This window comes from Acetobacter persici (assembly GCF_018256955.1).
GTDB lineage: Bacteria > Pseudomonadota > Alphaproteobacteria > Acetobacterales > Acetobacteraceae > Acetobacter > Acetobacter persici.
This window is the reverse complement of sequence record NZ_JAERKU010000001.1, coordinates 423,992-449,434: the sequence shown is the minus strand read 5'-3', so window position 1 is coordinate 449,434 and position 25,443 is coordinate 423,992. Positions and strand designations below refer to the sequence as shown.

Genomic DNA, 25,443 nt, shown 5'->3' with positions numbered 1-25,443 from the left:
CTTAATGTGCCTCTGCCCAGTTTGCGCCTGTTCCTGTTTCAACCACCAGCGGCACGGACAGGCTTGCCGCGGCTTCCATGACTGTGCGTACCAGTGCGGCCACGGCGTCAGCGTCCTTTGCATCGGCTTCAAACAGCAGTTCGTCATGCACCTGTAGCAGCATCCGGGCGGAAAGCCCGGCGTCGTTCAGGGCTGCAGGCAGCCTGACCATTGCGCGTTTGATAATGTCCGCAGCCCCACCCTGCAGGGGCGCGTTAATAGCCTGCCGTTCTGCATATTGCCGGCGCGCGGCACTTTTTTCATGAATGCCCGGCACATAGCACCGCCGCCCGAATGGGGTCAGCACATAGCCCGTGGAGCGCGCCTGTTCCCGCATGCGCTCCATATAGTCACGGATACCCGGATACCGGGCAAAATAGGCATCGATATAGGCCCGGGCTTCCCCCGCCGGAATGCCGAGCTGGCGGGCCAGACCAAAAGCGGAAATACCGTAAATAATCCCGAAATTGATGGCCTTGGCGCGGCGCCGGGTCAGGCTGTCCATGCCTTCCAGCGGAATATTGAAGACTTCCGAGGCCGTGCGGGCATGAATATCCTGCCCCAGTTCAAATGCTTCCCGCAGGGCTGGAATATTCGCCACATCCGCCAGCAGGCGCAGTTCAATCTGGGAATAGTCAGCAGAAATCAGCGTCTTGCCGGGAGGCGCAATAAAAGCCCGCCGGATGCGGCCGCCTTCTTCCGTACGGATGGGGATGTTCTGCAAATTCGGGTCATTGGAAGACAGGCGGCCCGTGGTGGTGATGGCCATCTGGAAGGAGGTATGCACCCGGTCATCCGTCGTGGCCTGTCGTAGCAGCGCATCCGTGTAGGTGCTTTTCAGTTTGGCCAGTTGCCGCCATGCCAGCACGCGGGCAGGGAGGTCATGCCCCTGATCAGCCAGATCCTGCAACACGGAGGAGTCCGTGCTCCATGCGCCTGCCTTGCCGCGTTTGCCGCCCTTCAAACCCATCTCATCAAACAGAATTTCACCAAGCTGGCGTGGGGAACCGACATTAAAGTCACGCCCTGCGGCCTCATGAATTTCTTTTTCCATGACGGCCATGCGGCTGGCAAAATCTTCAGACAGACGGCCCAGTTCGGCGCGATCAACCGCGATCCCGGCTTTTTCCATGCTGGCGAGCACGGGTGAGAGCGGCCGCTCAAGCTGTTCATACAGGGCCAGCGCCTGATTGGTGCGCAGGGTGGGGTGCAGCAGATACCACAGCCGTAGCGTGACATCGGCGTCTTCCGCAGCATAGGGCGTTGCGCGGGCCACCGGCACCTGCGTGAACGGAATCCGGTTGCGTCCGGTGCCTGTCACACTGTCATAGCTGATGGGGGTATGGCCCAGATGCAGGGTGGAGAGTTCATCCATCCCCTGTCCATGCTGCCCGGCGGACTGCGCGTAGGAGATCAGCATGGTGTCATCCACCGGGCTGATGGTCGTAAAGTCCAGCCCGGCATGGTCAAAGACCAGCAGGTCAAACTTGGCGTTCTGGAAAATTTTCAGAACAGTGGGGTCTGTGAGCAAAGGGCGCAGGAGGTCAAGTGCCGCGGTGGGCTGAAGCTGCTCTCCCGCCGGTTCTTCCAGCGTTCCCTCATGCCGCAGGGGGATATAGCAGGCCTTGCCCGGCGCAGTGGCCAGAGAAATACCCACCATGTTGGCGCTGAGCGGGTCAAGCCCGTCGGTTTCTGTATCCACAGCACACACACCGGCTTCCTGCGCGGCGGTGACCCATGTCTGAAGCTCTTCTGCGGTGCGCACCGTTTCATACGGGCCATAGGCCGTGGCAAGAGAGGCGGCGGCCTGTGCGGACTGACCGTTATCAGGCGCTGTTGCTTCTGCGCCTGTGGGGGCAGCCGCGCCGTTGACGGAGGCATGGGCCGTGGCGCGGGCGGTACGGTGCGCATGCGCGCCCGAAGGATGGCCCACACCCAGACGCGTGAGCACGGACCGGAAGCCCATACTTTCCAGCCAGTCGGCCACCATCAACTTGTCGAGCTCCCGCACGCCAAGGTCTTCCACAGGTACGGGCAGCGGCACATCCCGCGCCAGTTCCACCAGCTTGCGGGAGATGCGCGCGGCCTCGGCATGCTCAATCAGCATATCGCGCCGTTTGGATTTTTTCATATCCGGCGCGGCGGCCAGCACAGCTTCCAGCGTGCCGAATTCATTCACAAGTGCAGAGGCTGTTTTCGGGCCAATGCCGGGGACGCCGGGCACGTTGTCGGTCGGGTCTCCCATCAGGGCCTGTACGTCCACCACCTTATCCGGGGTGACGCCAAATTTGGCTTCCACTTCCGGCGTGCTGATGGCGGTCTGCTTCATGGGTTCCAGCATGCACACGCCAGGGCCAATCAGTTGCATCAGGTCCTTATCGGAGGAGACAATGGTGCAGGTTCCGCCCATCTCCCGCACGGAGGTGGCATAAGAGGCAATCAGATCATCCGCTTCCCACCCGGCCAGTTCAATGGCGGGCACATTGAAGGCCCGGGTCGCGTCACGGATCAGCGAAAACTGCGGGCGCAGGTCTTCCGGCGGTTCGGGCCGGTGGGCTTTATACTGCGGATAAATTTCCGTGCGGAATGTCTGCCGTCCGGCATCAAAAACAACGGCCAGATGCGTCCCCACATGTTCGCGCAGCAGGCGGGCCAGCATGTTTGTAAAGCCATACACCGCGTTGACCGGCACCCCGTCCGGACTGGTCATGGGCGGCAGGGCATGAAAGGCGCGGAAGATAAAGCCGCTTCCATCTACCAGTACCAGGTGGGGTGTGTCTGTGTTGGTCATGAAACTCTTGCAGGGCTTGGCCGGAAAAGGTGAGACGGATGAATGAGCCGGGGATATGCGCCCCGGCCCGGTCTGTCCAGCATACAAGGGTGCGGAAGGAGCCTGCAAGGCAGGCACCGTGTTGGGGCAGGTTTTTGCGCGAATTTCCATAAATGCCCGGCGGCCGATACTGAGCCGGATCAAATATACAGAGTGTGAATAACTTATAATCTGAAATTGGCACTAAAAGAGCGGTCGCAATCTGTTTATACATCTATATCCATATGGATATAGATGGAGGTAACAGTCTGTAAAGGCTGCATGAATTTCGGGGTGGCCGAACATCAGACCGTCAGCCTGTCCGTTTGATCACGGGATGATGAAGCAGGTTTTAACGCATCAGGAGATGCGTTTTTAAAAATCATCGCAAAAATTTGAAACTTTTAGAACGCATTTCGGACCAGTGTGGGCGGATGCAAGGCGCGGAGCTGCCAGAGCGGCAGCCTTCCGGCGCGATCACGGACATGAGGCGAGGATGAGGATATGATTTTTCAGGGCAGACAGGGGCGCATGGCTCTTCCGCCAGTTTCACAGAAGGGCAGGGCCGTCAGGGTGCGTCTGTTACAGGTCTGGAAGACCCTGTCCGGCCCGGCGCTGACGGGTGTTGCGCTGCTGATGTTCCCTCACCCTCTGCGCGCGCAAACCTCCGCTACGGTCGCACCGTCCTCCAGAGCGCCCGCTGGCGGCACGCCGCGCGTTACACTCGCGCCGGTTACGGCTCAGCCCGCCGCTGGCGCGACCACAGAGGCGCAGACGGCGGCGGAAAAGCCGGAAGCAGACCCCGGTACAGACCCGCAGACAGGGCTCACCTTTGATAAAATTTTTGACGGGCAGCGCACGCTTGGCACCAGTGGCCTGAGTTCTCTGGAAGGCTCCAGCGGCGGAGGGATTGCCAGTTGGGCGACCATCGGTGGTTACGGCAGCAAAAAAAGTATGGGGATGGCGTTTCACTACAGCTATGTGAGCCTGACCAACTATACGGACCAGAATGTCGGCGCAGTCATGGGATTTTATGACCGCGTGGAAATTTCATACTCCCATAACTTCTTCCGGACCGGCTCAACCGGACGCAAACTCGGCATCGGGCATGGCTATCAGTTTGATCTGGATACAGGCGGCATCAAGGTCCGGCTGTTCGGGCATGTGCTGGATAAAACCCTGCTGCCGCAGGTGGCGGTCGGGGCAATGTACAAGCATGATGGAGATTCACGGGTGATCCATGCCGTCGGGTCAAAACATGCCGATGGCGCGGACGTGTATATCGCTGCCACCAAACTGTTCCCCAAAATTGGCCTGCTGGTGGATACCACCATGCGTCTGACCAAAGGCAATCAGTGGGGTATCCTCGGGTTTGGGGGGGACAGGAACGATAATTACTATCCCCAGTTTGAAGGATCACTCGGTTATCTGCCGTCCTTCATCCCCGGACTGGTTGTGGGGGTAGAATACCGGACCAAGCCGCGCAACCAGAACTTTACGCCAGAAAGTAACTGGTTTGATGTTTACGCCAGCTATTTTGTCAACAAACACCTGAACATCACGGCGGCTTATGTCTCTCTGGGGACGATTGCCACCTACCGCAACCAGACCGGGGCTTACGTCTCCCTTCAGACAGGGTTTTAACCTCTGCCCCAATACCCCCGGCTGAACTGGATAGTCTGATCAGCCGGGGGACGGATAAAGCGGACTGCGATTTACTGAGTGATGGTGCTGGTCACCAGCCCCGGTGTCAGGATTTGCGGCAGCACGACTTCTGGCCCGTTAGCGGGAACATACAGGTAGAACGGCACGCCATCCCGCCCATGCGCCTTCAGAAATGCGCTTATAGCCGGGTCATGATTCGTCCAGTCACCGCGCAGTACGGTCACGCCACGGGCAGCCAGTGCAGCCTGTGTGCCGGGGATATCCAGCGCCACTTTTTCATTGACCAGACAGGTGATGCACCAGGCGGCTGTCATATCCACAAAGACCGGTTTGCCCGCAGCATGCAGCTCTTTGAGCCGCGCTTCAGAAAACGGTTCTGTGCCTTTGGGCAGGCCGGAGGTGAGGCTGCCTGAGGTGGCCGGGGCCGCGCTCTGGTGGCGCAGGGCAGGAACCAGAGCCAGTGCGCCCAGAAGCCCCAGCAGCGCCAGACCATGCAGTGCAGTGCTGGCGCGGGTATGGCCCTGCTGGATCAGTTTGACCTGCGCCACACCGTACATCCACGCCGCAAAGCCCAGCAGCACCAGCCCCGTGGCCAGCAGAAGCACAATGGAGGCCCCGCCTTCCAGCGCTGCAACCCACAGAAGCCACACGCAGGACCCAAGCAGCGGGAAGGCCAGAAACTGGCGGAGATACTGCATCCACGCGCCGGGTTTGGGCAGGCGGGCGGCCAGTCCCGGTACAGTGGTCAGCAGCAGGTAAGGGGCGGCCAGCCCCAGCCCCATGGCGGCAAAAACAATCAGCCCCATGGCAGGCGGCCCGGAGAGCGCCCCGGCAATCGCCACGCCCATAAACGGCGCGGTGCAGGGGGTAGCCACCACCACAGCCAGAATACCGGTCACAACATCATGCCAGTGGCCATGTGTGTGCGTGCTCAGAGAGCTGCCAGCGGTGACGGGCATAAACTCAAACACGCCCAGCAGATTGAGCGCCATGGCAAACAGCAGCCACGTGACCAGCGTGACAAACAGCGGGGACTGGAACTGAAAGCCCCAGTCCGCCGCCGCTCCAGCCACGCGCAGGCCCATCATAACGCCACCCAGCGCCAGAAACGTGACCATAACCCCCAGACTGTAACAGGCAGCACTTGTGACCTGCGTGCGGCGTTCCGCCTTGCCCAGCCGGGCGAGGGAGAGCGCCTTCATGGCTAGAATGGGGAAAACGCACGGCATCAGGTTGAGAATCAGGCCCCCCAGAAACGCGAAGGCCACCTGCTGTAAAAAGCCTGCCTGCGCCAGTTTCCCTGTAAAAGAGGAAGAGGTGGCCTCGCTTGCTCCCTGTGCGGCCGCAGCAACCGGGCTGGCCGAGAGGGCGAGGGCGCGTTCACTCCCCGCAGCGTCTTTCAGCACCAGCACGCCACTCAGGGGCTGGTTTGCGGCAAAGTCCGGCAGGCGTTTGAGGTGCAGGGTCAGGCCGCCATCCTGCGCCGCGAAGTTTTGAGCCGCAGCCTGATCAATCAGTCCCTGCTGGTCAGGCATAAACCACGCATCCTGCACCGAGCGGGCTGAAAGACCATGTCCTGTGACGCTGAGAACCCCGTCTGCCGCAACAGTTGCCGCATAAGGGGACGGCACCGGGGTGGCGTCTGCTGCTGCCGCAAACAGCGGGGCCTCGGCGGAGGGATGCGCCGGGCCCGGTTGCAGCGTGACGCTCAGATCCGCTTCCTCCGGCACACAGACATTTTCACACACCAGCCAGCTTGCGTGCGCCTTGAGGGTGGTTGGCCCACTGGGCTGCGCTGCGGCGGGCTGGAGCGCCAGCGCCATTGGCAGCACGACGTCCCCCGTATAGGCGTAAGACATCAGGGAGGCATCGGGGATGCGGTGCGGTGTTGGCCAGATAATGGTTGAGGCTTTTCCGGTCGCTCCGCCGTCCGCCGTTACGGTCACAGCGGGTGCTTCTCCGGCATCCCCGGGGTTGCGCCAGTATGTGTGCCAGCCCTGCTGAAGCTTCAGGCGGAGGGCTACATGCAGCGGGGCGCGTCCGTCCGTGGTGTCTGTATCCGTAATCAGGGTGGCAACGCTGTGCCCTGTGGTGGAAACCGGGGCGCTTTCCGCAGCACATGCCTGTTGCCATGCCCCGGTCAGTCCCGCGCCACCGACGGTTGCACAGACGGCAAACAGCAGAGCCATGCCCCACAGGCAGCGTGCCAGCCGGTGAGTCAGCGTCCGTGGAGACGTAGTGAGAGGTGAGGCAGAGCAAACAGGGGCAGGAGAGCAAAAACGAGGCATGAACGATCTCAGAGAAAAGAGCGACGGGAAAAAGCGGAGAGGTAACGCACCATAGCACGGTCCGTTGAGGGCGTAGAATGAAACCCCCGAATGCGATAGAGCGTGGAGAACAGGCGGCCACGCATCAGGTCAGGCTCAGATAAAGCAGGGAACGATGGGGTTTTTCAGCAGGCTTTTCAGGCGGACGGCACAGACGGGCAGCGTGCGGCTGAAGGACGTCGCCAGACGGGTAACGGTTCTGGAAACGGTTCCGGCGGCCCCGGCAGCGCTGGTTGCAGATGGTGTTTTGCCAACGGGAGCCACCTCCCTGTTCCGAGGGTGGGAGTCCGACCCGGCGACTTTGTGTTTGTATGATCTGCGGGATGTCGTGCTGGACCGTTCCCTGATGGTGTTCCTCAAGGACGGCAAACCTTTGCTGGAAACGGCCTATCTGCAAGATCCTGCCGCTGTTGCCGCGCTGCGTATTCGTCCGGCGGATGTTGTGCAGGTGCCGGACCAGCCCGGCCCCGTCGCGGCCTGTTTTGACCACTGGGACAGCAATTATTACCATTGGCTGTCCCATACAGTGCCAACCTTGCAGGCGTTGCGTGCCACCGGGCATGGTGCCGCCCGGCTTATTCTGCCCGCAGGCCTGCGTCCGTGGCAGGCCGAAACACTGGCTCTGTCGGGCTTTGACGCGCACAGAAGCGTTCTGACCGAGCACGGTAAGCAATATGCCTTCCGCCGGGTGCTGTATGCGGATTATGTGCGGGGCGGTGCGGATTTTTCTGTCTCCCCTTTATCACAGGCAGCGTATCGGTCTCTGGGAGCCGGGCAACCTGCCACCGGGCCTCGGGATCTGCGTATTTTCATAGAAAGAGGGAACGCCACGAACCGTAAAATCCCGAATGAAGCCGAGTTGACGGCGGCCTTGCAGGTCCGGGGTTTTGTGTGCGTCCGCCCTGAAACACTCCCGGTTGCTGAACAGATCCGCCTTTTCAACAGGGCCAGACTGGTGGTGGGGCAGCTTGGGGCAGGGATTTCCAACTGTGTGTGGTGCCAGCCCGGCACGGTCGTGTTTGAACTGGTGGCCGAACACCATCAGAACCCGTGTGACCTCCTGCTGGCAATGCAGGCCGGGCTACAGTACTGGGGTAAACTGATGCCAACAGGCCAGCAGGAAGATAATCACACGGCTCAGTCAGAACAGCCTCTTGATATTGCCGCTGTTCTGCAGGAACTGGAGCAGATCGAGGCATATCTTCCGCCAGTGTGACGTCTGTTTCCGCCTGACCTGCCGTCCAGTCTGACGACTGACCAGAAGCGTCTGGTCAGGAGCGCTTGGCCCACTCGGCCAGTTTGTCCACCACAGCCTGCCCGGACATGCGGCGGGCGTCGCCCAGCGCCAGAGTTTCATCCCCGTTCAGCACCTTGCCGTCAGGTGTCACGATCAGGGCAACCGGGATCGCCTTGATGGTGATGCCGAATTTTTTGGCAAGATCCATGTTCTGGTTGAAGTGATCAACATTGACGGACACAACCTCAAAGGTCTGTTCCACCCACGGGCTGACCGCCGGGTGCGTCAGCACACCTGCCAGCACGCGGCAGTCCGGGCACCAGTTGGCCCCGAAATCAATCAGCACCTTCCGGCCTGTCTTGCGGGCCTGCGCAAAAGCAGCGTCGACTGCGGCATGGGCACTTTCCGGCTCCGCGTAGGGGTGTGCAACGGCTGTAATCGGCGCAGAGCCAATCTGGGGCACGGGCAGCGCCGCGGCGGCGGGAGCCGTGCTGGTCTGTGCGGCGGCGGTCTGCGCTACGCCCGCCACGGAGACTGTCAGAGCCGTTGCCAGCAGCAGAGTGCGGAAAAGGGCGGTGAAACGCATACAGAAAGATCCTTGCTCAACGATAAAACGCTTTTCCGGCCGGAGGGCATGCAAGACACAGCGTGTCACGCAGCGGAACTGCTGAGAGGAATATGTAGGGAGCGCACGGAATAAATGTCAATTCAATACGTGCAAAAATAAAACCACAAAAAAATATGTAAATAAGGGGTGGGTCTTAATGCTGCCCTGCGTCGGACACACCCGGCTGCAACACAAAAAGACGGGAACAGTAAGGGCAAACCGTCTGGTGCCCGCCAATAGCCAGCCACACGCGCGGGTGGCCTAACGCACCCAGTCCGCCATCACACGCAACTTTGCGGCTATCAACCACAATGGTTTCAACATAACCCAGACGGGGGCGCGGAACCGGGTTGGTGGCTTGAAGGCGCATGGAGGCACATCCCTGTTGGTTTGCTCTGAGGTCGTTTCCCGCAGAATGCGGTGTGCAGACTCTTCGCCCCGGTCCTGACTGGCGCGGAACTGTGAGGAATGATAGCGGGTTGACATGAGCTTTTCCATGCATTCTCCCTTCCCATCCGCGTGAGCAGAATGCAGCACTTCTTGCGGAAACACGTTGTCTGGCCCGCGCTCCGGCGCTGTCTCAGGGGGGCGGCGCCGTTTCTCGCCCCCGGTGCTTTTGGCCTGCTCAGCGCATGCAGCACGGTAATGCCGCCCGTGCCCCGCCCACCGGCCCGTTTTGCACAGCTTGGGCAACTGGTGCCGCCGCAGACATTTTTTGCGCTCTCCGATGGGGCAAAACTGCCTGCCCGTGTCTGGCCTGCCGCCAGCAGACCACACGCCATCCTTCTGGCCCTGCACGGGTTTAATGATAGCCGGGATGCGTGGGAGTCGGTGGCGCCGTTTTTCACCGCGCACGCAATAACGGTCATTGCCCCGGATCAGCGGGGCTTCGGGCAGGCACCCCGGCGTGGCGGCTGGGCAGGCACCGCGCGGATGGTGGCGGATGTCAGGGAGGAAGCTGCGCAGCTTCAGCAGGCTTATCCGCAGATACCCCTTTATCTTGTGGGGGAGAGTATGGGCGGTGCCGTGCTGATGCAGCTCATGGCGCAGCCCGATGCGCCGGTTGTTGCCGGGACAATCCTGCTTGCGCCCGCGGTGTGGAATTTTGGCTGGGCGGAAGATTTACCCCTGCGGGTTCTGTCACAGATGTTTCCGGACGCTCTTGTAACAGGGCGGGAACTGCCTGTGCATGTTGTCGCGAGTGATAACAGGATGGCACTGGCGCGCCTGTATTATGACCCTCTGACCCTGCGTGCGACGCGCCTTAAAGCCCTTCAGGGGCTTGTTACGCTCATGAAGCAGGCTGCACAGGCAGCCCCACATCTGCGCGGACCTGTGCTGAGCATTTATGGGGATAAGGACCAGCTTGTGCCGTCGGGTGCCATGGTGCCTGTCTGGGAGGCTATGCCCGGAGCCACCCGGCGTGATCTGATCCCCGGTGGTCACCACCTGCTCCTGCGGGACAGGCAGGGCGGCCGCGTCATGCAGGATATTCTGAGCTGGATCACCACGCCGGAAACCTGGCTGCCTTCTGGCGGAGACAGCGCCGCCTCGGCCTGGCTGGCAACAGGCGTGGGGGAGGCTGGCGCAGAAAAGCAAAACGTTCCCTTGCCGGTTCTGCCAGCCACGCTGGACAGGCTTATGCTGGAACAGTCTCCATAAAATACTGAAATCCGGGAGGGCTGAAGGCGGCTCCGGAAGACGCAGGACCAGATAAAACCTACCGCCTGTGTGTGGTATGATTACGATAGCAGCATAGTGTGCCATTATGCTGTATGTACGACCTGTCAGCCTTTCAACGGGCCTCGTTCCAGACCAGCTCTTTTTACCATCAAGGGTGCTTCATGCTTTTTCACTCTTTGCTTCTGGCCTGCGCAGTTCTGCCTCTTTCTGTTTCCGTATGCTGTGCACAGACGGCGGATGAGCAGAAAACAGCACAGATTTTTACAGCGCTTCAGTCAGACCCTGCGCGGCTTGGCCTCTTCCTGCGGCAGTTTCCCAAAGGGGCAGACCTGCATAACCATATGGTCGGGGCTATTTATGCGGAAAGCTATCTGAAATGGGCCGCGCAGGACGGTGCGTGTCTTGCGCTGGATCGTGGCCAGATATTGCCTCACGGCTGTTCCGGGCATGAGAAGGGGGAGCTTCCAGCAGAGGCTCTGGCCGCTAATCCGGATGCGGAAAACAGCATGATTGATGCGCTGTCCATGCGTGACTTTGTGCCTACGGCCAGTGACCGCTCCGGGCATGACCATTTCTTCGCCACGTTCAACAAGTTTTTCGCCATCACCCAGAAACATGCGGGGGAAAGTCTGGCAGAAGTGCGGGACCGCGCAGCACTGGACCATGTGCAGTATGTGGAACTGATGATTTCCCCGGGGCTGGGTGGGATGATTGCGGCAGGCATGACGCACCCCCTCAAAGGGGAGGACTACGCACAGGCGCAACAGGCGCTTAAGCCTGTGCTGTCAAAGCTGGTTGCCGATGTGCGGCATGAAACGGATGAGATGGAGCAGCAGGCCCAGCACGTTCTGCAATGCGGCACGCCGCAGGCCCATCCCGGATGCGGCGTTAAGGTGCGGTATTTATACCAGACCGTACGCACCTTTCAGCCGTCCGTGGTCTTTGCACAGCTTTATGCCGGATATGATGTTGTGCGGACGGATGCCCGGTTTGTCGGCGTCAATATTGTCGCCCCGGAAGATAACGTTATCGCCATGCGGGATTATGACCAGCATATGCGGATGTTTCAGGCGCTCAACAGGCAGTATCCGGATGTAAAACTCAGCCTGCATGCGGGGGAGCTGACGCCCGGCCTCGTGCCGCCTGAAGGGCTTGAACACCATATTCGCTCAGCCGTGGAAGTCGCAGGGGCCCGCCGTATCGGGCACGGGATCGATATTGCGTGGGAGCAGGATGCAACCGGCCTTCTGGCAGAAATGGCGCAGAAGAAAGTCATGGTTGAAATCAACCTGACCAGCAATGATGTTATTCTGAATGTTAAAGGAAAGTCTCACCCCTTCGCGCTTTACAGACGCGCCGGTGTGCCGGTCGCTCTCTCCACGGATGATGAAGGCGTCTCACGCGGGGATCTGACACAGGAATATCTGCGTGCGGTCACAACATGGCCGCTGAGCTATCAGGAAATGAAAGATCTCTCACGCAATGGTCTGATCTATTCTTTCATTCCGGGGGAGAGCCTGTGGGCGGGTGGCCAGAGAGTGCAGGCCTGTCAGGACATGGCAAGCAAAACCTGTCAGGACTTTGTCGCGCAGAGTGAAAAAGCCCGGACCCAGCTTGAACTGGAACAGAATTTCACACGCTTTGAAAAAGCTGTTGTGCAGAATGGATTTCTGAACAACTAACGGCAGCAAGCACTCTTTGCTCTGATTATTCCGAGGATATTCAGGTTGAAGCGTTCATAAAGCTCTTTCTGCACCCGGAAAGGCTGCGGTTTTCCATCTGGCCGCAGCCTGATACGGAGTGCGCTTAAAATTGCGGCAAAACAGACAGGCCGAACACCGTATCAGTCGTTGTACCAGCCAAGCTGGCTTAAAGTGTCCAGTTGTGCGGGCGTGAGCCAGCCTTCGCGCTGCATATCCTCAATCATCCATCCGCAGGAAGAACGGGTGCTCCGGGGGTGTGTGTCAAAGAGCATGGCGTCTGGCGCATCAGGCGTTCCCGGCATGATACGCTTCACAGCCTCATAAGGCAGATCCAGCCCCTCGGCATTTAACGGGGCGCTGAGGAGTCTGGTAATTTCGGCTGCATGCGCAGGCTGGTTACAGAGCGCGGCAGCTTCCCGGACTGCGGCATACAGGCGGGCCGCGCCATCCGGATTTTCGCTGGTCCACTGGTCCCGTAAGGTCAGTATTTTTTCAAGATGCCCCGGCATAACCTGTGCTGACCCGGCGACGACAAAGGCCAGATTTTTCAGGCAGGCATCCGCCCCCCACGGCGGTCCTGCACAAAACCCGTCAATTTCACCGGCTGCAAGCGCCTGAATCATGCTGCTGGGTGGCATAATGACAATTTCTGTCTCTGTATCCCGGCAAATGGCATGAGCCTGAAGGAACCGTGTCAGAATCAGATAATGTGTTGAATAGAGATGCACCACACCCAGACGGGGCTTGCGGGCGAGCGACTGCGCCCAGTTTGTAAAAGCCGTGTGCTTGTCACGCCCGGACTGCCACTGTGCCTGCGCTTCGGCCTGTCCGCGCAGAACAATCATATTCCCACCCCGGCTGACAGGCAGGCCGGGGCGCAGCGCAACCGGGCGTCCACGCTGGCCAAGCGCTGTCATGATCGCCAGAGGCGGAAACATCACTGCGCCATCAAGACCATTCCAGACAAGCCCATCTGCAATATTGGCCCAGGACGGCACAATAACAGGTTCAACATCCAGTCCATGCCTGTCAAAAAAACCCATGCTGCGGGCTACCAGAACCGGGGCGCTGTCTGCCAGTCGCAGGAGTCCGATACGGCAGGAGATAGTCATGGTGAAGGAGTCCTGTTCTGGTGAGCAAGATAATCTCTGGCAACATCAATAATTTTTCGGGCCTGCTGCATGGCCTGTTTGCGGAACCACCGATAGGCGTCTTCCTCCTTGCAGCGCTCCTGCTTCATAAACAGGATCTTGGCGCGGTCTATTGTCTCACGCTCGGAAAGCGTTTTTCTGGCCGCAAGCAGTTCCGCATTTGTCTCCCGAAAACGGCGGTACAAGGCAATGGCGGAGCGTAAGAGCGGTTTGACGTCTTTGACCGGGGTATCCAGCACGTTGTAGGAGCAGACACCTGCGGCAAAGGCATCTTCCATCAGGCTTTCATCATCTTCATCAACAAACAGCGCAACCGGGCGTTCCTGCCCGGAGGCGGAAAGAGCCCGCACACTATCCAGAGCATCACGGTCTGCCCGGCTGATATCCACCAGCACAATATCGGGCATATGGTGGCGCACGGCATCAATCAGGCTTGTGGCGTCGTCCAGCAGAATAACATCCAGTGTTGCTTCCGCCTCCAGCAGGCGCGCCAGCGCCCCGGCGCGGTGTGAGTTTTCATCTGCCAGAAGAACTTTCATGCACAGTGTCGTCCTGCTTTAGTACACATCCCGCAGATAGCGGCCATTGCGGGCAAAGTCTGACAAATAGGCGTCTGCGTTTTCAGCACTCATGTCTCCGTGTCGTGCGATAATCCTTTTCAGGGCGCTGTCAACATCGCGTGCCATCCGCGCGGCATCTCCACAGATATACAGGCACGCCCCCCGGTTAAGCCAGTCCCATAGCAGCGCGCCATGCTCTTCCATGCGGTCCTGCACGTAAATACGCTCTGGCTGATCACGGGAGAACGCCGTATCCAGCCGCGTCAGACAGCCCTGCGCCATGAAGGCTTCCAGTTCCTCACGGTAGTAAAAGCCGGTGCTTTCATGCCGCTCTCCAAAAAACAGCCAGTTCTCGCCTGTGGCCTGCCGGGCGGTGCGTTCCTGTAAAAAAGCCCGGAAGGGGGCAATGCCGGTGCCGGGTCCAACCATGATAACGGGTGTGCTGTCATCCGCAGGCACATGGAAATGCGCCGTGGGCTGTACAAAAACCGGCACCTCTTCCCCCTCCGCGAGCCCGGTCAGCCATGTGGAGGAAACACCGGGGTAGGGCGTACGATTCACACCCACTGTCAGATGAATATGGTCCGGGTCTGTCAGCGGAGATGAGGAAATGGAGTAAAGGCGCGGCTGCATCTGCCGGAACAGGGCAGGCACTGTCTGCGGGTCGGTCATGCCGGAAAGCGTGGTGATCAGATCCGGCAGATACCCGCCTTCCGGGCGGCCAAGACGCTCCAGAAGAGCAGGGGCAGGGCGGGAGAGATCAAACCAGCGCCGCAGAGCATCCCCAAGCGGTGTCGGTCCCTGACGCCGCAGGGTCAGCATGGTCTGCTCGGGTAGCTGAAGCGCATTCAGCACCTGCTGGACAGTAGCCTCATTATTACAGGGCCAGACCCCCAGCGCATCGCCTGTTTTATAGGTCAGGTTTGTCCCGGAAATATCCAGAGCAATATGGAAAGTTTCCTTTTCCGTGTCCTCTCCGGTCAGGCAGGTTGCACGGCTCAGGCGGGCCAGTGCCGGTGTGGTGCGGGTAATACCTGTGGTCAGGGCCGGGGCAGGCTGTGCGGGAGCAGGCCGTGCAGGAGCAGGCGGGGGCGAGGCTGACGCTGACGGTCCGAGTGCTGCAAGCAGATGGCCTTTCCACGCCTCGACGGCGTCTTCATAATCCGGTTCACAATCCACGCGGGGGAGGAGAGGGGAGGCTCCAAGGTTAGCCAGTTTTTCATCCAGAGCACGGCCAAATCCGCAGAAGCTGGCATAGGAGGAGTCTCCAAGCGCCAGCACGGCGTAGCGCAAGTCTGCCAGAGGTGTTTTATGCTGCCGCAGCGCATCCCAGAACGGTGCGGCCGTGTCCGGGGCATCCCCGTCTCCAAACGTGGAGACCAGAAAAAGGCCTGTGCCTGAGAGCGCGGACGGATCACACTCCGTCAGTTCTGCCAGACGCACAGACAGGCCGTTGTCTTGCAGCCATGCGGCAATCTCTGCGGCCAGAGCTTCTGTTCGCCCGGTCTGGGAGGCCCACCAGACGGTCAGAGCGGGCGCGCTGGCTGATGGTGATGCCAATGCTGACGCTGTGGCCGGATATGCGGCCTCCACAGTCCTTGTGCGGGAATAAAGTCCGGCCAGCAGACCATTCAGATGGGTGGCCTGTTGCGCGGAGAGCGGTGCTGTCGCCGGGATAACCGGCAAAGTGCCCTCTGGCGGATTGAGGCGGAGACCATCCAGAAACCCGCTGATCCAGACACGGCTTTCTTCTGAAAATGTGATCGTGTTCTGCTCAGCAAGGCCGAGATGGCGGGCGAGGCGGTCTGGAGGCATGGTCCTCTCCTGTGCAGAAGGTGGTGCGGTCTGAACGCGGGTGAGGGAGACGGCGCAATGTTTGATGCCGGGTTGCAGGGAAACCGGGTCAATCGCATCGGACGTCACAGCATTAATGCAGAGTTCTTTGCCAAACCGGTCATTCCAGTGGAATGGCGCGAAACAGGTCCCCGGAGAAACACGGCTGGAAACAAGAGCGGGGAGTGTCGCTGTACCCCGGCGCGACCGGATTTCTACGGCGTCCTGCTCACTTAGTCCGAGCTTTTCTGCGTCTTCCGGCGCAATTTCTAAAAACGGACCAGTATTCAGCTTGTTAAGCTGTGCTACCCGGCCTGTTTTGGTCAGGGTATGCCATTGATGTTGCAGGCGGCCTGTGTTGAGTAGGAAGGGAAAGGCGTCATCCGGTTCTTCCTCCCGCGGCATCCATGGGCGTGCAAAAAACACAGCTTTGCCCGATGGGGTCGCAAAGACGGGATAGGCGTCCGGGTCCGGCCGATAGCGGATGGGGTGGCGCGTCGCCTCATCTCCTGCCGCAGCAGGCCATTGCACAGGCCCGCTCAGGAGGCGTTCATGGCTTACGCCGGAAATATCATATCCTGTCACAGGATTTGCAAATCGGCTTGCTTCCGAAAAAACTTCAGCCGCAGAGGCAAAGGAGAACCCGTCCTCAAACCCCATGGCGCAGGCCACGCGGGCAATAATCTGCCAGTCCGGCAGGGCCTCGCCGGGTGGGCGGACGGCCTGCCGGGCGAGCGTCATTGTCCTGTCGGAATTCACCTGGACTCCGTCACCCTCTGCCCAGAGTGCGCCGGGCAGAAGGATATCGGCATACTGGCCTGTTTCCGTATCTGCGTAAGCATCCTGCACAATAACCAGTTCTGCTTTTTCAAGAGCAGAGAGAACAGTGCCGCGCCGGGGGACGGTTGCCACCGGGTTAGTGCAGATAATCCAGCAGGCTTTAATTTCCCCGGCGGCCATGGCGCCAAACATGGCAATCGCTCCTTGACTGCCCTCAGCCCGGATGGTGCCGGGCGGCAGACCCCACTGGGTTTCACAAAAAGCTCTGTCTTTTTCAGAAAGGGCTGTGCGCTGGCCCGGCAGACCTGGGCCCATATAGCCCATTTCCCGCCCCCCCATGGCGTTTGGCTGGCCAGTGAGGGAGAAAGGGCCAGAACCCGGCCTGCACAGGCTACCCGTTGCCAGATGCAGGTTGCACAAGGCATTGGTGTGCCATGCACCGGAAACGCTCTGGTTCAGTCCCATGGTCCAGAGGGACATCCACGCCCCGGCTTCGGCAATCCAGTGTGCTGCGGTGCGGATATCTGTTTCCGCAAGCCCTGTTATGTCCGCAACACGGTGTGGTGTGTACTCTGCCAGAAAAGCGGGCAGGGCGTCCCAGCCTGTGGTGCAGGCGTTGATAAAGGTCCTATCAAGCGCATCGGCTTCCATAAGCAGAAATAGCAGACCGTTGAGTAAAGCGAGATCTGTGCCCGGCCTTATTTGTAAAAACAGGTCCGCTTTCTCGGCTGTGGCGGTGCGCCGGGGGTCCACAACAATCAGCTTTGCCCCGGCACGTTTCCGGTCCATCAGGCGCAGAAACAGGATGGGGTGACAATCCGCCATATTCGCCCCGATGACGAAGAACAGATCGCTACAGTCAAAATCTTCGTACGAGCCGGGAGGAGCGTCTGCCCCCAGAGATAATTTATAGCCAGTGCCCGCGGCCGCCATGCACAGCCGGGAATTGGATTCAATATGTGGCGTGCGCAGATACCCTTTGACCAGTTTGTTGGCGAGGTACTGGGCCTCCATGGACATCTGTCCGGAAACATAGAGTGCAATGGCATCGGGGCCATCTGTGTCCAGAATAGTCTGAAGGCGTCTTGCAGTTTCCTGAATGGCAATATCCATTGGCGCAGGGTCTGGCGTGCTGGCGCGGTCTTTCCGCAGCAGCGCGGTCTCTAAGCGCGCGGGGGAGGTTATGGGTTTGTCGCAGGAACTCCCCTTTGTGCACAGCCGTCCTTTATTGGCCGGATGCTCAGTATCGCCGCGCACCCGGACAATTTTCTGGTCTTCCACCTCCATCACAATGCCACATCCCACACCGCAGTAGGGGCAGACAGAACGGATGTCCTGACACGTCATAAGCTTTACGCCATGAGGGTTTCCAGAGGGCGGGTTGTTGTGCGGGCACGGATTTCCACTCGTCCCTGATGCAGCCGCGCCTCCCATGCCTGAACAGAGCGGGAGGCATCCTCCAGACAGGTCCCGGTCTCAAGATTGAAATGTTGCTTGTAGAGCGGAGAGGCCACAACAGGCTGCCCCTTCAGGTCTCCTATCATTCCGCGCCCTAGCACATTGGCGTGTGAGAACGGGTCATGGTTATCAATGGCAAAAACCCGACCCTCTCCGCCTGCATCCGGAAGGTAGAACAGAGCGATCTGTGTAGTTCCAAGCAGGGCCACAACACCAGAGCGTGCAACAAGATCCCGCTGCGCGCACAAATCCGTCCAGTCTGCCGGGCCTGCTGCAACAGCCTGCTCAGGCTGGTTCTCCGCAGGTTTAACCTGATCCCGTTCCGGAACGGTGCGGATATTTGGGTCGGGGCGGCTGTCATTCACAAATGTGCGGAAGCGCTTCAGCTTTTCTTCATCCGTCAGCGCGTCTTTCCATTCGCAGTGGTAGGTCTCCACCACATGCTGCATCTGCTGTTCCAGCTCAGCACAGATACCAAGGCTATCATTGATGATAACATCTTTCAGATAATCCAGCCCACCCTCCAGCGTTTCACGCCAGACAGAAGTTCTCTGAAGTTTATCCGCAGTGCGGATATAAAACATCAGGAAGCGGTCAATATATTTGACCAGAGTTTCAGAATCGAGGTCTGTTGCAAAAAGCTCCGCATGGCGGGGCCGCATGCCGCCATTCCCGCAGACATACAGGTTCCAGCCATTTTCAGTAGCAATAACGCCCACATCCTTGCTCTGGGCCTCTGCACATTCCCGCGTGCACCCGGAGACAGCAAATTTGAGCTTATGGGGCGACCGCAGGCCCTTATAGCGGTTTTCCAGATCAAGCGCCTTGCCAACACTATCCTGCACCCCATAGCGGCACCATGTGCTGCCTACACAGGATTTTACAGTGCGGGTGGATTTTCCATACGCATGACCGGTCTCAAACCCGGCATCCAGCAATTCACGCCAGATCTCAGGTAACTGGTGGAGTTGCGCGCCAAACAAATCCACGCGCTGCCCACCAGTAATTTTGGTATAGAGGTTATATTTCTTGGCAACCTGCCCCAGCACAATCAGCTTGTCGGGGGTGATTTCCCCTCCGGCAATACGCGGCACAACGGAATAGGTCCCGTTTTTCTGCATATTGCCCATAAAGGTGTCGTTTGTATCTTGCAGAGGGATATAGAGCGGGTCCGTAATGGGTTTGTTCCATGCGGAAGCAAGGATCGAGCCGACCGCAGGTTTACAGATTTCGCAGCCCAGCCCCCCATTGCCATACTGCTCCATCAGGTCTTCAAAACTCCGGAGATTATGGACACGGACAAGAGAATACAATTCCTGCCGGGTGTAGGAGAAATGTTCGCACAGGCTTTTATCAACCGTAATGCCACGGGCGGTTAGCTCTGCTTCAAAAACACTTTTTAGCAGGCCGCTGCACCCCCCGCAGCCGGTACTGGCTTTGGTGTCGGCTTTCAGAGTTGCCAGATCCGTACAGCCCTGTTCAATAGCCGTGCTGATCGCGCCTTTGGTCACATTGTGGCAGGAACAGATGGTTGCTGTATCAGGCAGGGCATCCGCGCCCAGAAGTTCAGCCCCTTCACCGCGCGGCAGGATCAGAACGGCCGGGTCTGCCGGGGGGGCAATACCATTCTGCACATACTGAAAAATTGTGTCGTAGTAAGAGTTATCCCCAACAAGCACAGCACCGGTTACGCGCGTGCCATCGGCGGAGAGAACCAGCCTGCGGTAAGAGCCTTCGGCTTCCCCAATAAAGCGATAGCTGGTGGAGCCGGGTTCCTGCCCGTGCGCATCCCCGATGGAGCCGACATCGACCCCCTGAAGTTTAAGCTTTGTGGACATATCCGCGCCGGTAAAAGCGGCATCTGCCTCTCCCGCCAGCAGGGCGGCCACCGTGCGGGCCATGGTATAGCCGGGGGCGACAAGACCAAAAATCTGCCCTTCCCACAACGCACATTCCCCAATGGCAAAAATATCCGGGTCTGATGTGCGGCACTGATTATCCACAACAATGCCGCCACGCGGCCCGATCTCCAGCCCGCAGCCACGGCCCGGCATATCCTGAGGCTGAATCCCGGCCGAAAAGACAACCATATCTGTTTCCAGCGTGGTGCCATCAGCAAAAACCAGTTTGTGCCGGTGCGCCGTGCCCGCAACAATTTCTTTTGTAACGTGCAGAACACGCACATCAATGCCGAGGGCTTCAATCCGATGTTTGAGGGCGCGGCCGCCCTCTTCATCAAGCTGGGCTGGCATCAGGTGGCTGCCAAGCTGAATAACGCTGACATCCAGACCCAGAACTTTCAGGGCGTTGGCGGCTTCCAGCCCCAGAAGCCCACCCCCAATTACGGTACCATGCCGCGCACCTTCTGCCGCCGCGCGGATCAGGTCCAGATCTTCCAGCGTCCGGTAGACCAGACCGGCGGTGCCGGTATTGCCCGGTACAGGCGGCACAAATGGGCGGGAGCCGGTTGCAAGAATCAGTGTGCTGTAAGGCAGGTATCCATCTTCGGCGGTAATGGTTTTCTGTGCCCGGTCAATGTCCGTCACCCGGCTGTTCAGGTGGAGTGTGATGCCGTGGCTTGTGTGGAAGTCGTCCTGATGCAGCCGCAGGGCCAGCGCATCCTGTCCGCTCATATAATCCGTCAGATGCACGCGGTCATACGCATGGTGGCGTTCTTCGCCAAAAACATGGATCTGATGCGTTTCGTGCAGGCCATGCATAATGAGCTGCTCTGCGCAGTAATGGCCAACCATGCCGTTGCCGACAATGATGATGTTGTCTTTGATGGTCATTGGTTTGCCCTCTGCTTTTAAAATTTGAATTCGAGCGTTTGCATGTAGAGCGCGCCCTCTTTGGCGCCGACAGTCCGCATCCCGCGTGAGAGCAGAATACCTTCAATATCGTGCGTCCAGGCCCAGTGCGGCGCAAAGTTCCAGGAAAGCTGGGTGTAGGGCATGACGCCGGTAAACCCGCCATGCAGGTTGGCACGCCAGTTATAAATTTTACTGTTGCCGCCATAAACAGCGTCCTGCGTGCTGGCCCGCCAGAAGAACGGCACATGCAGCTTCAGGTGCAGGGTCGGGTGCATGGTAAAATTGGCAATCGGCCCCACACCAATCAGGTTTTGTGACGTCAGGGAAAGAGAGAGATCGTTATAATAAGGCAGCGGGACAAAAGGCGTTGCAAACGTGCCGACTGCGCCGCCCTGACTACGGTCAGACCCACCGGAGAACAGGTCAGCCTGCACGCCAAAGCCCGGCTTGCCCGCCCAGTCCGCGCGCGTGTACGTTATGCTGCCATTTACCGCATAAGCGCGCACGGAGCGTGTGCTCTGGCTTGTTTTGGCCGGACGAAACTCCCCACCCTGAAAAATACCTGTCAGATTTGTAGAGAACGGGCCGACATTCCCCCACAGGCGCAGCCCGACATTATCCCGGCGGGAAGAGCCTTTCTGCACACTTCCCTGTGTTGCGGCAGGGATGGAAGCCGCAGCGCCGCCATACAGGTATCCAAGGAAAAACAGATCCGCAAACATCTGGCTTTTCTGGCCCATGAATTGGAAAGCGGGGAGTGCTGTGGACGTATAGGCACCATAAAGGCGCGCATTATAATTTGTGCCGTCTGCAAAAACCTTTTGCGGCAGCTTGTTTGTTTGCATGAAGTCGAACAGGTCGATCCTGAAGCGGTTCCACACGGCATATCCGCGGAAGCCGTCCCATGTCTGCTGCACGTTTGTCAGGTCACGCGGGGACTGTAGGGAAACGGGTGCATCCAGAAAAATCTGTCTGCCGCCGATAACACCCATCTGCGCCCCAAGAAGGTGGCCTTTAACTTCCAGAATCCCTTGCTGGAGGTCCAGACTTTCGCGCTGGGCACCCGTCTGGTAGCCGTATGTGTTGGAACCACCTGCCACGCCATACAGGAATTCCGCATAAGCCCGCACATGCTCTCCCAGATGCAGGTCCGCGCCATACTGGTTGCGGAGCAGAACACGGCTGGCATTTGTTTTGCCTGCCTGACCGAGCAGGGGCTGATTTTCAAAAATATACCGTAGCCGTTCTTCCCCGCTGAAGCTCATCCAGATACTGCCGCTATCATTAAGGCGGACGTATTTCAGGCGGTTGAACCAGTCGTTTTTCCGAATGTTCTGTGGGGTCCGGGCCAGAGGACTCCAGTCTTCCGTCCAGCGGGCCTGACCGTAGCCATTCACAACCCCAAACCCGGAAGCAGCACCGTTTCCGGCGTTAAAGATCTTCCAGTCGGGGTGATAGACCGCCCCTTTTAGAACGGCCTTCTTGTCTGGCAGAGGCAGCACCGGAACTGCGACAACGGGCGTCAGAGGCGTCACTGCGGCAGGAAGAGGCGTTTTCTGGGTTGCGGATTTTTGCTCTGCCGCCCATGCGGTGCCGCTCAGCGCGACACTCAGGACAAGGCTTCCACTTTTCCAACTCTGGAAACAGCGTAAAATACGTTTCATTGCGCACGCTCCGTCCAGCGGGCGTGGCAGCCCGTGACGCACCCGCACGCGATGAAACAGACAAGTGCAAAAATGAAAAAGCCGGGGCCGTAGGAACCCGTCGTCTGACGTGCGGCGCCAAGGGAGGAGGCGAGATAAAAGCCGCCCACTCCGCCAGCCATACCAACAAGACCCGTCAGAATACCGACCTGCTGCGGGAACCGGATCGGTACAAGCTGAAAGACCGCGCCGTTCCCCAGCCCCAACGTCACCATGCCCAGAAAGAAAGCGCCAAACGCCAGAAAGACAGAAGGAAGCCCCGTTGAGATCAGCAGGAAAATAAGCCCTGCTACCCCATAAATCAGCATCAGCGCCTTTGTGCCGCCAATACGGTCCGCAAGAGCCCCGCCAACCGGACGGATAAAAGAACCGGCAAAAACCACAAAGGCGGTGCACGCCCCTGCGGTGGCCGGGGCCAGATGGTACTGATCATTGAAGTAGATGGTCAGAAAGGCGGCCAGACCGACAAATCCGCCGAACGTGACGCTATAGAAGAACATCAAAGCCCAGCAGCCGCCCGATTTCAGGATCGGCCCCCATGAAGACAGGGACGGCATGGACGGACGGCTCGCCGGTTCCCGAGCCAGACACAAAAAGGCAATCAGCACTGCAATCAGCGGCAGCGTTGCCAGCCCCAGAACATTCAGCCAGCCCACCATGGCAGCCAGACCGGGCGCGAACAGGGATGCCAGAGCCGTGCCGGAATTCCCGGCCCCTGCAATACCCAGAGCCGTGCCCTGATAACGGGGCGGATACCAGACGGACGCAAGGGGCAGCGCAACAGCAAAGGAGGCCCCCGCAATGCCCAGAACCAGAGCGACCCAGAACATGCTGAGATAGCTGTGTGGCGCCAGAAGCCATGTCAGCCACAGTCCAAGAATAACACTCACCTGCGCCGCAATGGCGACGCGGCGCGGGCCAAACACATCCACCAGTGCTCCGGCAATCACCCGCAGGCCAGCACCAGCCAGAACAGGGGTTGCCACCAGCAGCCCCTTCTGTCCGGCGTTCAGATGCAGGTCATGCGCAATGGAAATCCCAAGGGGGCCGAGGAGCACCCAGACCATGAACGAGACATCAAAATAGAGAAATGCGGCAAGCAGAGTCGGTGCGTGACCGGCTTTAAGGAACCCTTTGTCCACAGAACGTCTTCCAGATGGTCCGCATTTTCTGCACGGAAAACCATCGCTCTCTGAGCCAGCGAACCGCCATTGATCCGCCCTGTGTGCCGCGTCTGCCTTAACAAGAAGGCGCCTGTTCTTTCCGCCGCCGTTGACGGAAAGAAGAATGTTCTGAAACAGTAAGGCCGGAATAATCCGATGTCAAAATGATTTTCAAGAATAAATGGATTTTTAGCCTCACTATTTACAGCGGACTATAGACGATCAGGCTTTCTCGCTTCTCGCTTCTCGCTTCTCGCTTCTCGCTTCTCGCTTCTCGCTTCTCGCTTCTCGCTTCTCGCTTCTCGCTCTGCGCGAATGGCGCACTTGTTTGTTTTGGCGGAACGCACGCTGTCTGCGGGGAACGTATTGTCAGCACAGAGGGGGGACGACGCTTTCATAACGGGGTTCGCTCCACCACGCGCAATTATGACAAATGCTATTCTGGATAAGCGCGATACGGCACAACACCACGGGCATCGCTGCCGGTATCAAGCAAACGGCCTGACAGTGGGAGAGATCGGTGGCTGCAATTATCCCGGCTACAGGCCCGGCACCCCGGACCAATGGGAATAACCAGACTATGGTCGCTCAGATCCAATCCGTCCGCATATACTGTTTGCGTGGCATCCTGAATATGACACCCAAGGACAATGGCGCTCTGCCGGGGCCTGTCTGTGTAATTACGCCCCTCGTGGGAGACGGTTCTGGCGATATTCAGGTAAATTGTATTATCCGTCGTTTCTGAAAGTTGTACCTGCACCTGTCCGGGCGTGGCGAAAGCACGAAAAATATTCCACAACGGGCACGGTCCGCCAAAGCGCGCTTGTGAAAAACGATTGGCAGAAAAGCTTTTTAAAATATTTCCTGCGATATCAAGTTTGAGGAAATAAAAAGGAATACCTTCCATGCCGGGGCGTTGCAGGGTACTCAGGCGATGGCTGACCTGCTCAAAACTGACGCCAAAGTGCCTGCGGATACGTTCTACATCATACCGCATGGTCTTTGCAGTTTTTAGAAAGTTCTCGTAAGGAAGCAGAAGCGCACCAGCAAAATAATTGCCCAGATAAACCCGCGCGAGCTGGAAGGAGTTTTTATTTTTCGGTGCCGAGCGTTTTAAAATTCTGGTTATCAGTTTGTCATAGTTTAATTGCCCGATAATCTGCGCAAGATAAAAGATACGACTTTCCTGCGTCTGGTTATAAGGCAGCATGATTGTGCTGCGCTGTCTGTTGATACGCCAGACCAGACCTTCCTGCTCCATTTCCATGTCCTGCACGATTTGTAAGCCATGCTGTTCCTGCAGAAAAGCGGCGAGAACGGGTTCAAGGTTGTCTTTATTTTCAGGAAGATTTTGATAAAAATTTTCGGCAGCGCAATCAAGTTCGTGAAAATAGTTTTGCTTTTCCTGCACCCAGTTTCCAACCTCTTCATAAGGTTCGAGCGGTGCCGTATCCGGTAAGGAGGACGCTGCCCGCTGTTGCTCAAACATATAGGCTCGATAGAGCGTTAAAAAAGCGTCGCAGAGTGCTGGTGTCTGTCTGGCTGCTTCAGCCATGTGCGTCATAGTCAGAGAAGCGTCTTTAAAAACAGGATCTCCCATTGTTTCGCGCAGGGCCTGAAGCCTGTGAGCTTCGCGTGTGTCATTAAACCATACGGGTGTAAGGTTATAGTGCTCACAAATAAGATGAAGCAGGCGGTCAGGCAGGGGGCGATGGTTACGCTCCAGCTGGTTGAGGTAGCTGAGCGATATGCCAAGTAGTGAGGCAAGCGTCTGCTGGGTCAGATTGTCGCGCTTGCGCAGTTCACGCAAACGCTGGCCAGCAAAAAGTTTTGTGCGGGTTACCGGCATGACGAAACTTCGCAAACTTCGCAAGTTCCGCAAATTCCTTCGCTTCTTTCCACTCTTATCTCT

General features: G+C 58.5%; 15 protein-coding genes. 4 read left to right on the top strand and 11 right to left on the bottom strand.

The genetic code is table 11. From position 1 onward, the window contains the following. Position 1: 1 nt before the first annotated feature. Positions 2–2,830 carry a DNA polymerase I gene (gene polA / locus JK199_RS02010; protein ID WP_212373469.1) on the bottom strand — a complete coding sequence of 943 codons (2,829 nt, stop codon included), beginning with the start codon at positions 2,828–2,830 and terminating at the stop codon, positions 2–4. Positions 2,831–3,421: 591 nt separating this feature from the next. Between polA and JK199_RS02005 the strand changes: the two genes are divergently transcribed. After that, positions 3,422–4,492, top strand: a complete 1,071-nt coding sequence (locus tag JK199_RS02005) for a DUF3034 family protein (protein WP_308164915.1) — start codon at positions 3,422–3,424, stop codon at positions 4,490–4,492. Between the two features lie 71 nt (positions 4,493–4,563). Here JK199_RS02005 and JK199_RS02000 read toward each other — a convergent pair whose 3' ends face one another. After that, positions 4,564–6,702 carry a protein-disulfide reductase DsbD family protein gene (locus JK199_RS02000; protein ID WP_212373467.1) on the bottom strand — a complete coding sequence of 713 codons (2,139 nt, stop codon included), beginning with the start codon at positions 6,700–6,702 and terminating at the stop codon, positions 4,564–4,566. A 253-nt stretch (positions 6,703–6,955) separates the two neighbouring features. On the opposite strand from JK199_RS02000, the gene JK199_RS01995 reads away from it, so the two are divergent. After that, positions 6,956–8,056 (top strand): glycosyltransferase family 61 protein, encoded by a 1,101-nt coding sequence (locus tag JK199_RS01995; RefSeq protein WP_212373465.1) that lies wholly within the window; start codon positions 6,956–6,958, stop codon positions 8,054–8,056. 55 nt (positions 8,057–8,111) lie between these two features. Here the strand turns inward: JK199_RS01995 and JK199_RS01990 are convergent, their stop codons facing one another. Next, positions 8,112–8,663, bottom strand: a complete 552-nt coding sequence (locus JK199_RS01990; protein WP_212373463.1) for a thioredoxin family protein — start codon at positions 8,661–8,663, stop codon at positions 8,112–8,114. A 175-nt stretch (positions 8,664–8,838) separates the two neighbouring features. Continuing rightward, on the bottom strand, positions 8,839–9,054 hold the full coding sequence (locus JK199_RS01985; RefSeq protein WP_077930427.1) for a zinc-finger domain-containing protein: 216 nt from the start codon (positions 9,052–9,054) through the stop codon (positions 8,839–8,841). A gap of 275 nt (positions 9,055–9,329) precedes the next feature. On the opposite strand from JK199_RS01985, the gene JK199_RS01980 reads away from it, so the two are divergent. Then, positions 9,330–10,346: an alpha/beta fold hydrolase gene (locus tag JK199_RS01980; protein WP_408742318.1), complete on the top strand. Its 1,017-nt coding sequence runs from the start codon at positions 9,330–9,332 to the stop codon at positions 10,344–10,346. 182 nt (positions 10,347–10,528) lie between these two features. Next, on the top strand, positions 10,529–12,049 hold the full coding sequence (locus JK199_RS01975) for an adenosine deaminase family protein (RefSeq protein ID WP_212373458.1): 1,521 nt from the start codon (positions 10,529–10,531) through the stop codon (positions 12,047–12,049). 161 nt (positions 12,050–12,210) lie between these two features. Here the strand turns inward: JK199_RS01975 and JK199_RS01970 are convergent, their stop codons facing one another. From JK199_RS01970 to JK199_RS01940, 7 genes are all read right to left on the bottom strand, one after another. Then, positions 12,211–13,182, bottom strand: coding sequence for an ABC transporter substrate-binding protein (locus JK199_RS01970; protein WP_212373456.1), 972 nt, complete (start codon positions 13,180–13,182; stop codon positions 12,211–12,213). After that, complete coding sequence (locus JK199_RS01965) at positions 13,179–13,760, bottom strand: ANTAR domain-containing response regulator (RefSeq protein WP_025825361.1); 582 nt, start codon at positions 13,758–13,760, stop codon at positions 13,179–13,181. The genes JK199_RS01970 and JK199_RS01965 overlap by 4 nt, the downstream gene beginning before the upstream one ends. An 18-nt stretch (positions 13,761–13,778) precedes the next feature. Continuing rightward, entirely contained in the window at positions 13,779–17,741 is a 3,963-nt protein-coding gene (locus JK199_RS01960; protein WP_212373454.1) for a bifunctional nitrate reductase/sulfite reductase flavoprotein subunit alpha, read from the bottom strand. Between the two features lie 5 nt (positions 17,742–17,746). Continuing rightward, positions 17,747–20,644 (bottom strand): nitrite reductase large subunit NirB, encoded by a 2,898-nt coding sequence (gene nirB / locus JK199_RS01955; protein WP_212373452.1) that lies wholly within the window; start codon positions 20,642–20,644, stop codon positions 17,747–17,749. Positions 20,645–20,661: 17 nt separating this feature from the next. Next, positions 20,662–22,329: an alginate export family protein gene (locus tag JK199_RS01950; protein WP_212373450.1), complete on the bottom strand. Its 1,668-nt coding sequence runs from the start codon at positions 22,327–22,329 to the stop codon at positions 20,662–20,664. Next, positions 22,326–23,510: a nitrate/nitrite transporter gene (locus JK199_RS01945; protein ID WP_077930421.1), complete on the bottom strand. Its 1,185-nt coding sequence runs from the start codon at positions 23,508–23,510 to the stop codon at positions 22,326–22,328. Before JK199_RS01945 ends, JK199_RS01950 begins: the two co-directional genes overlap by 4 nt. A 457-nt stretch (positions 23,511–23,967) precedes the next feature. Beyond that, positions 23,968–25,380 carry a helix-turn-helix domain-containing protein gene (locus tag JK199_RS01940; RefSeq protein ID WP_212373440.1) on the bottom strand — a complete coding sequence of 471 codons (1,413 nt, stop codon included), beginning with the start codon at positions 25,378–25,380 and terminating at the stop codon, positions 23,968–23,970. Between the last annotated feature and the right edge of the window lie 63 nt (positions 25,381–25,443).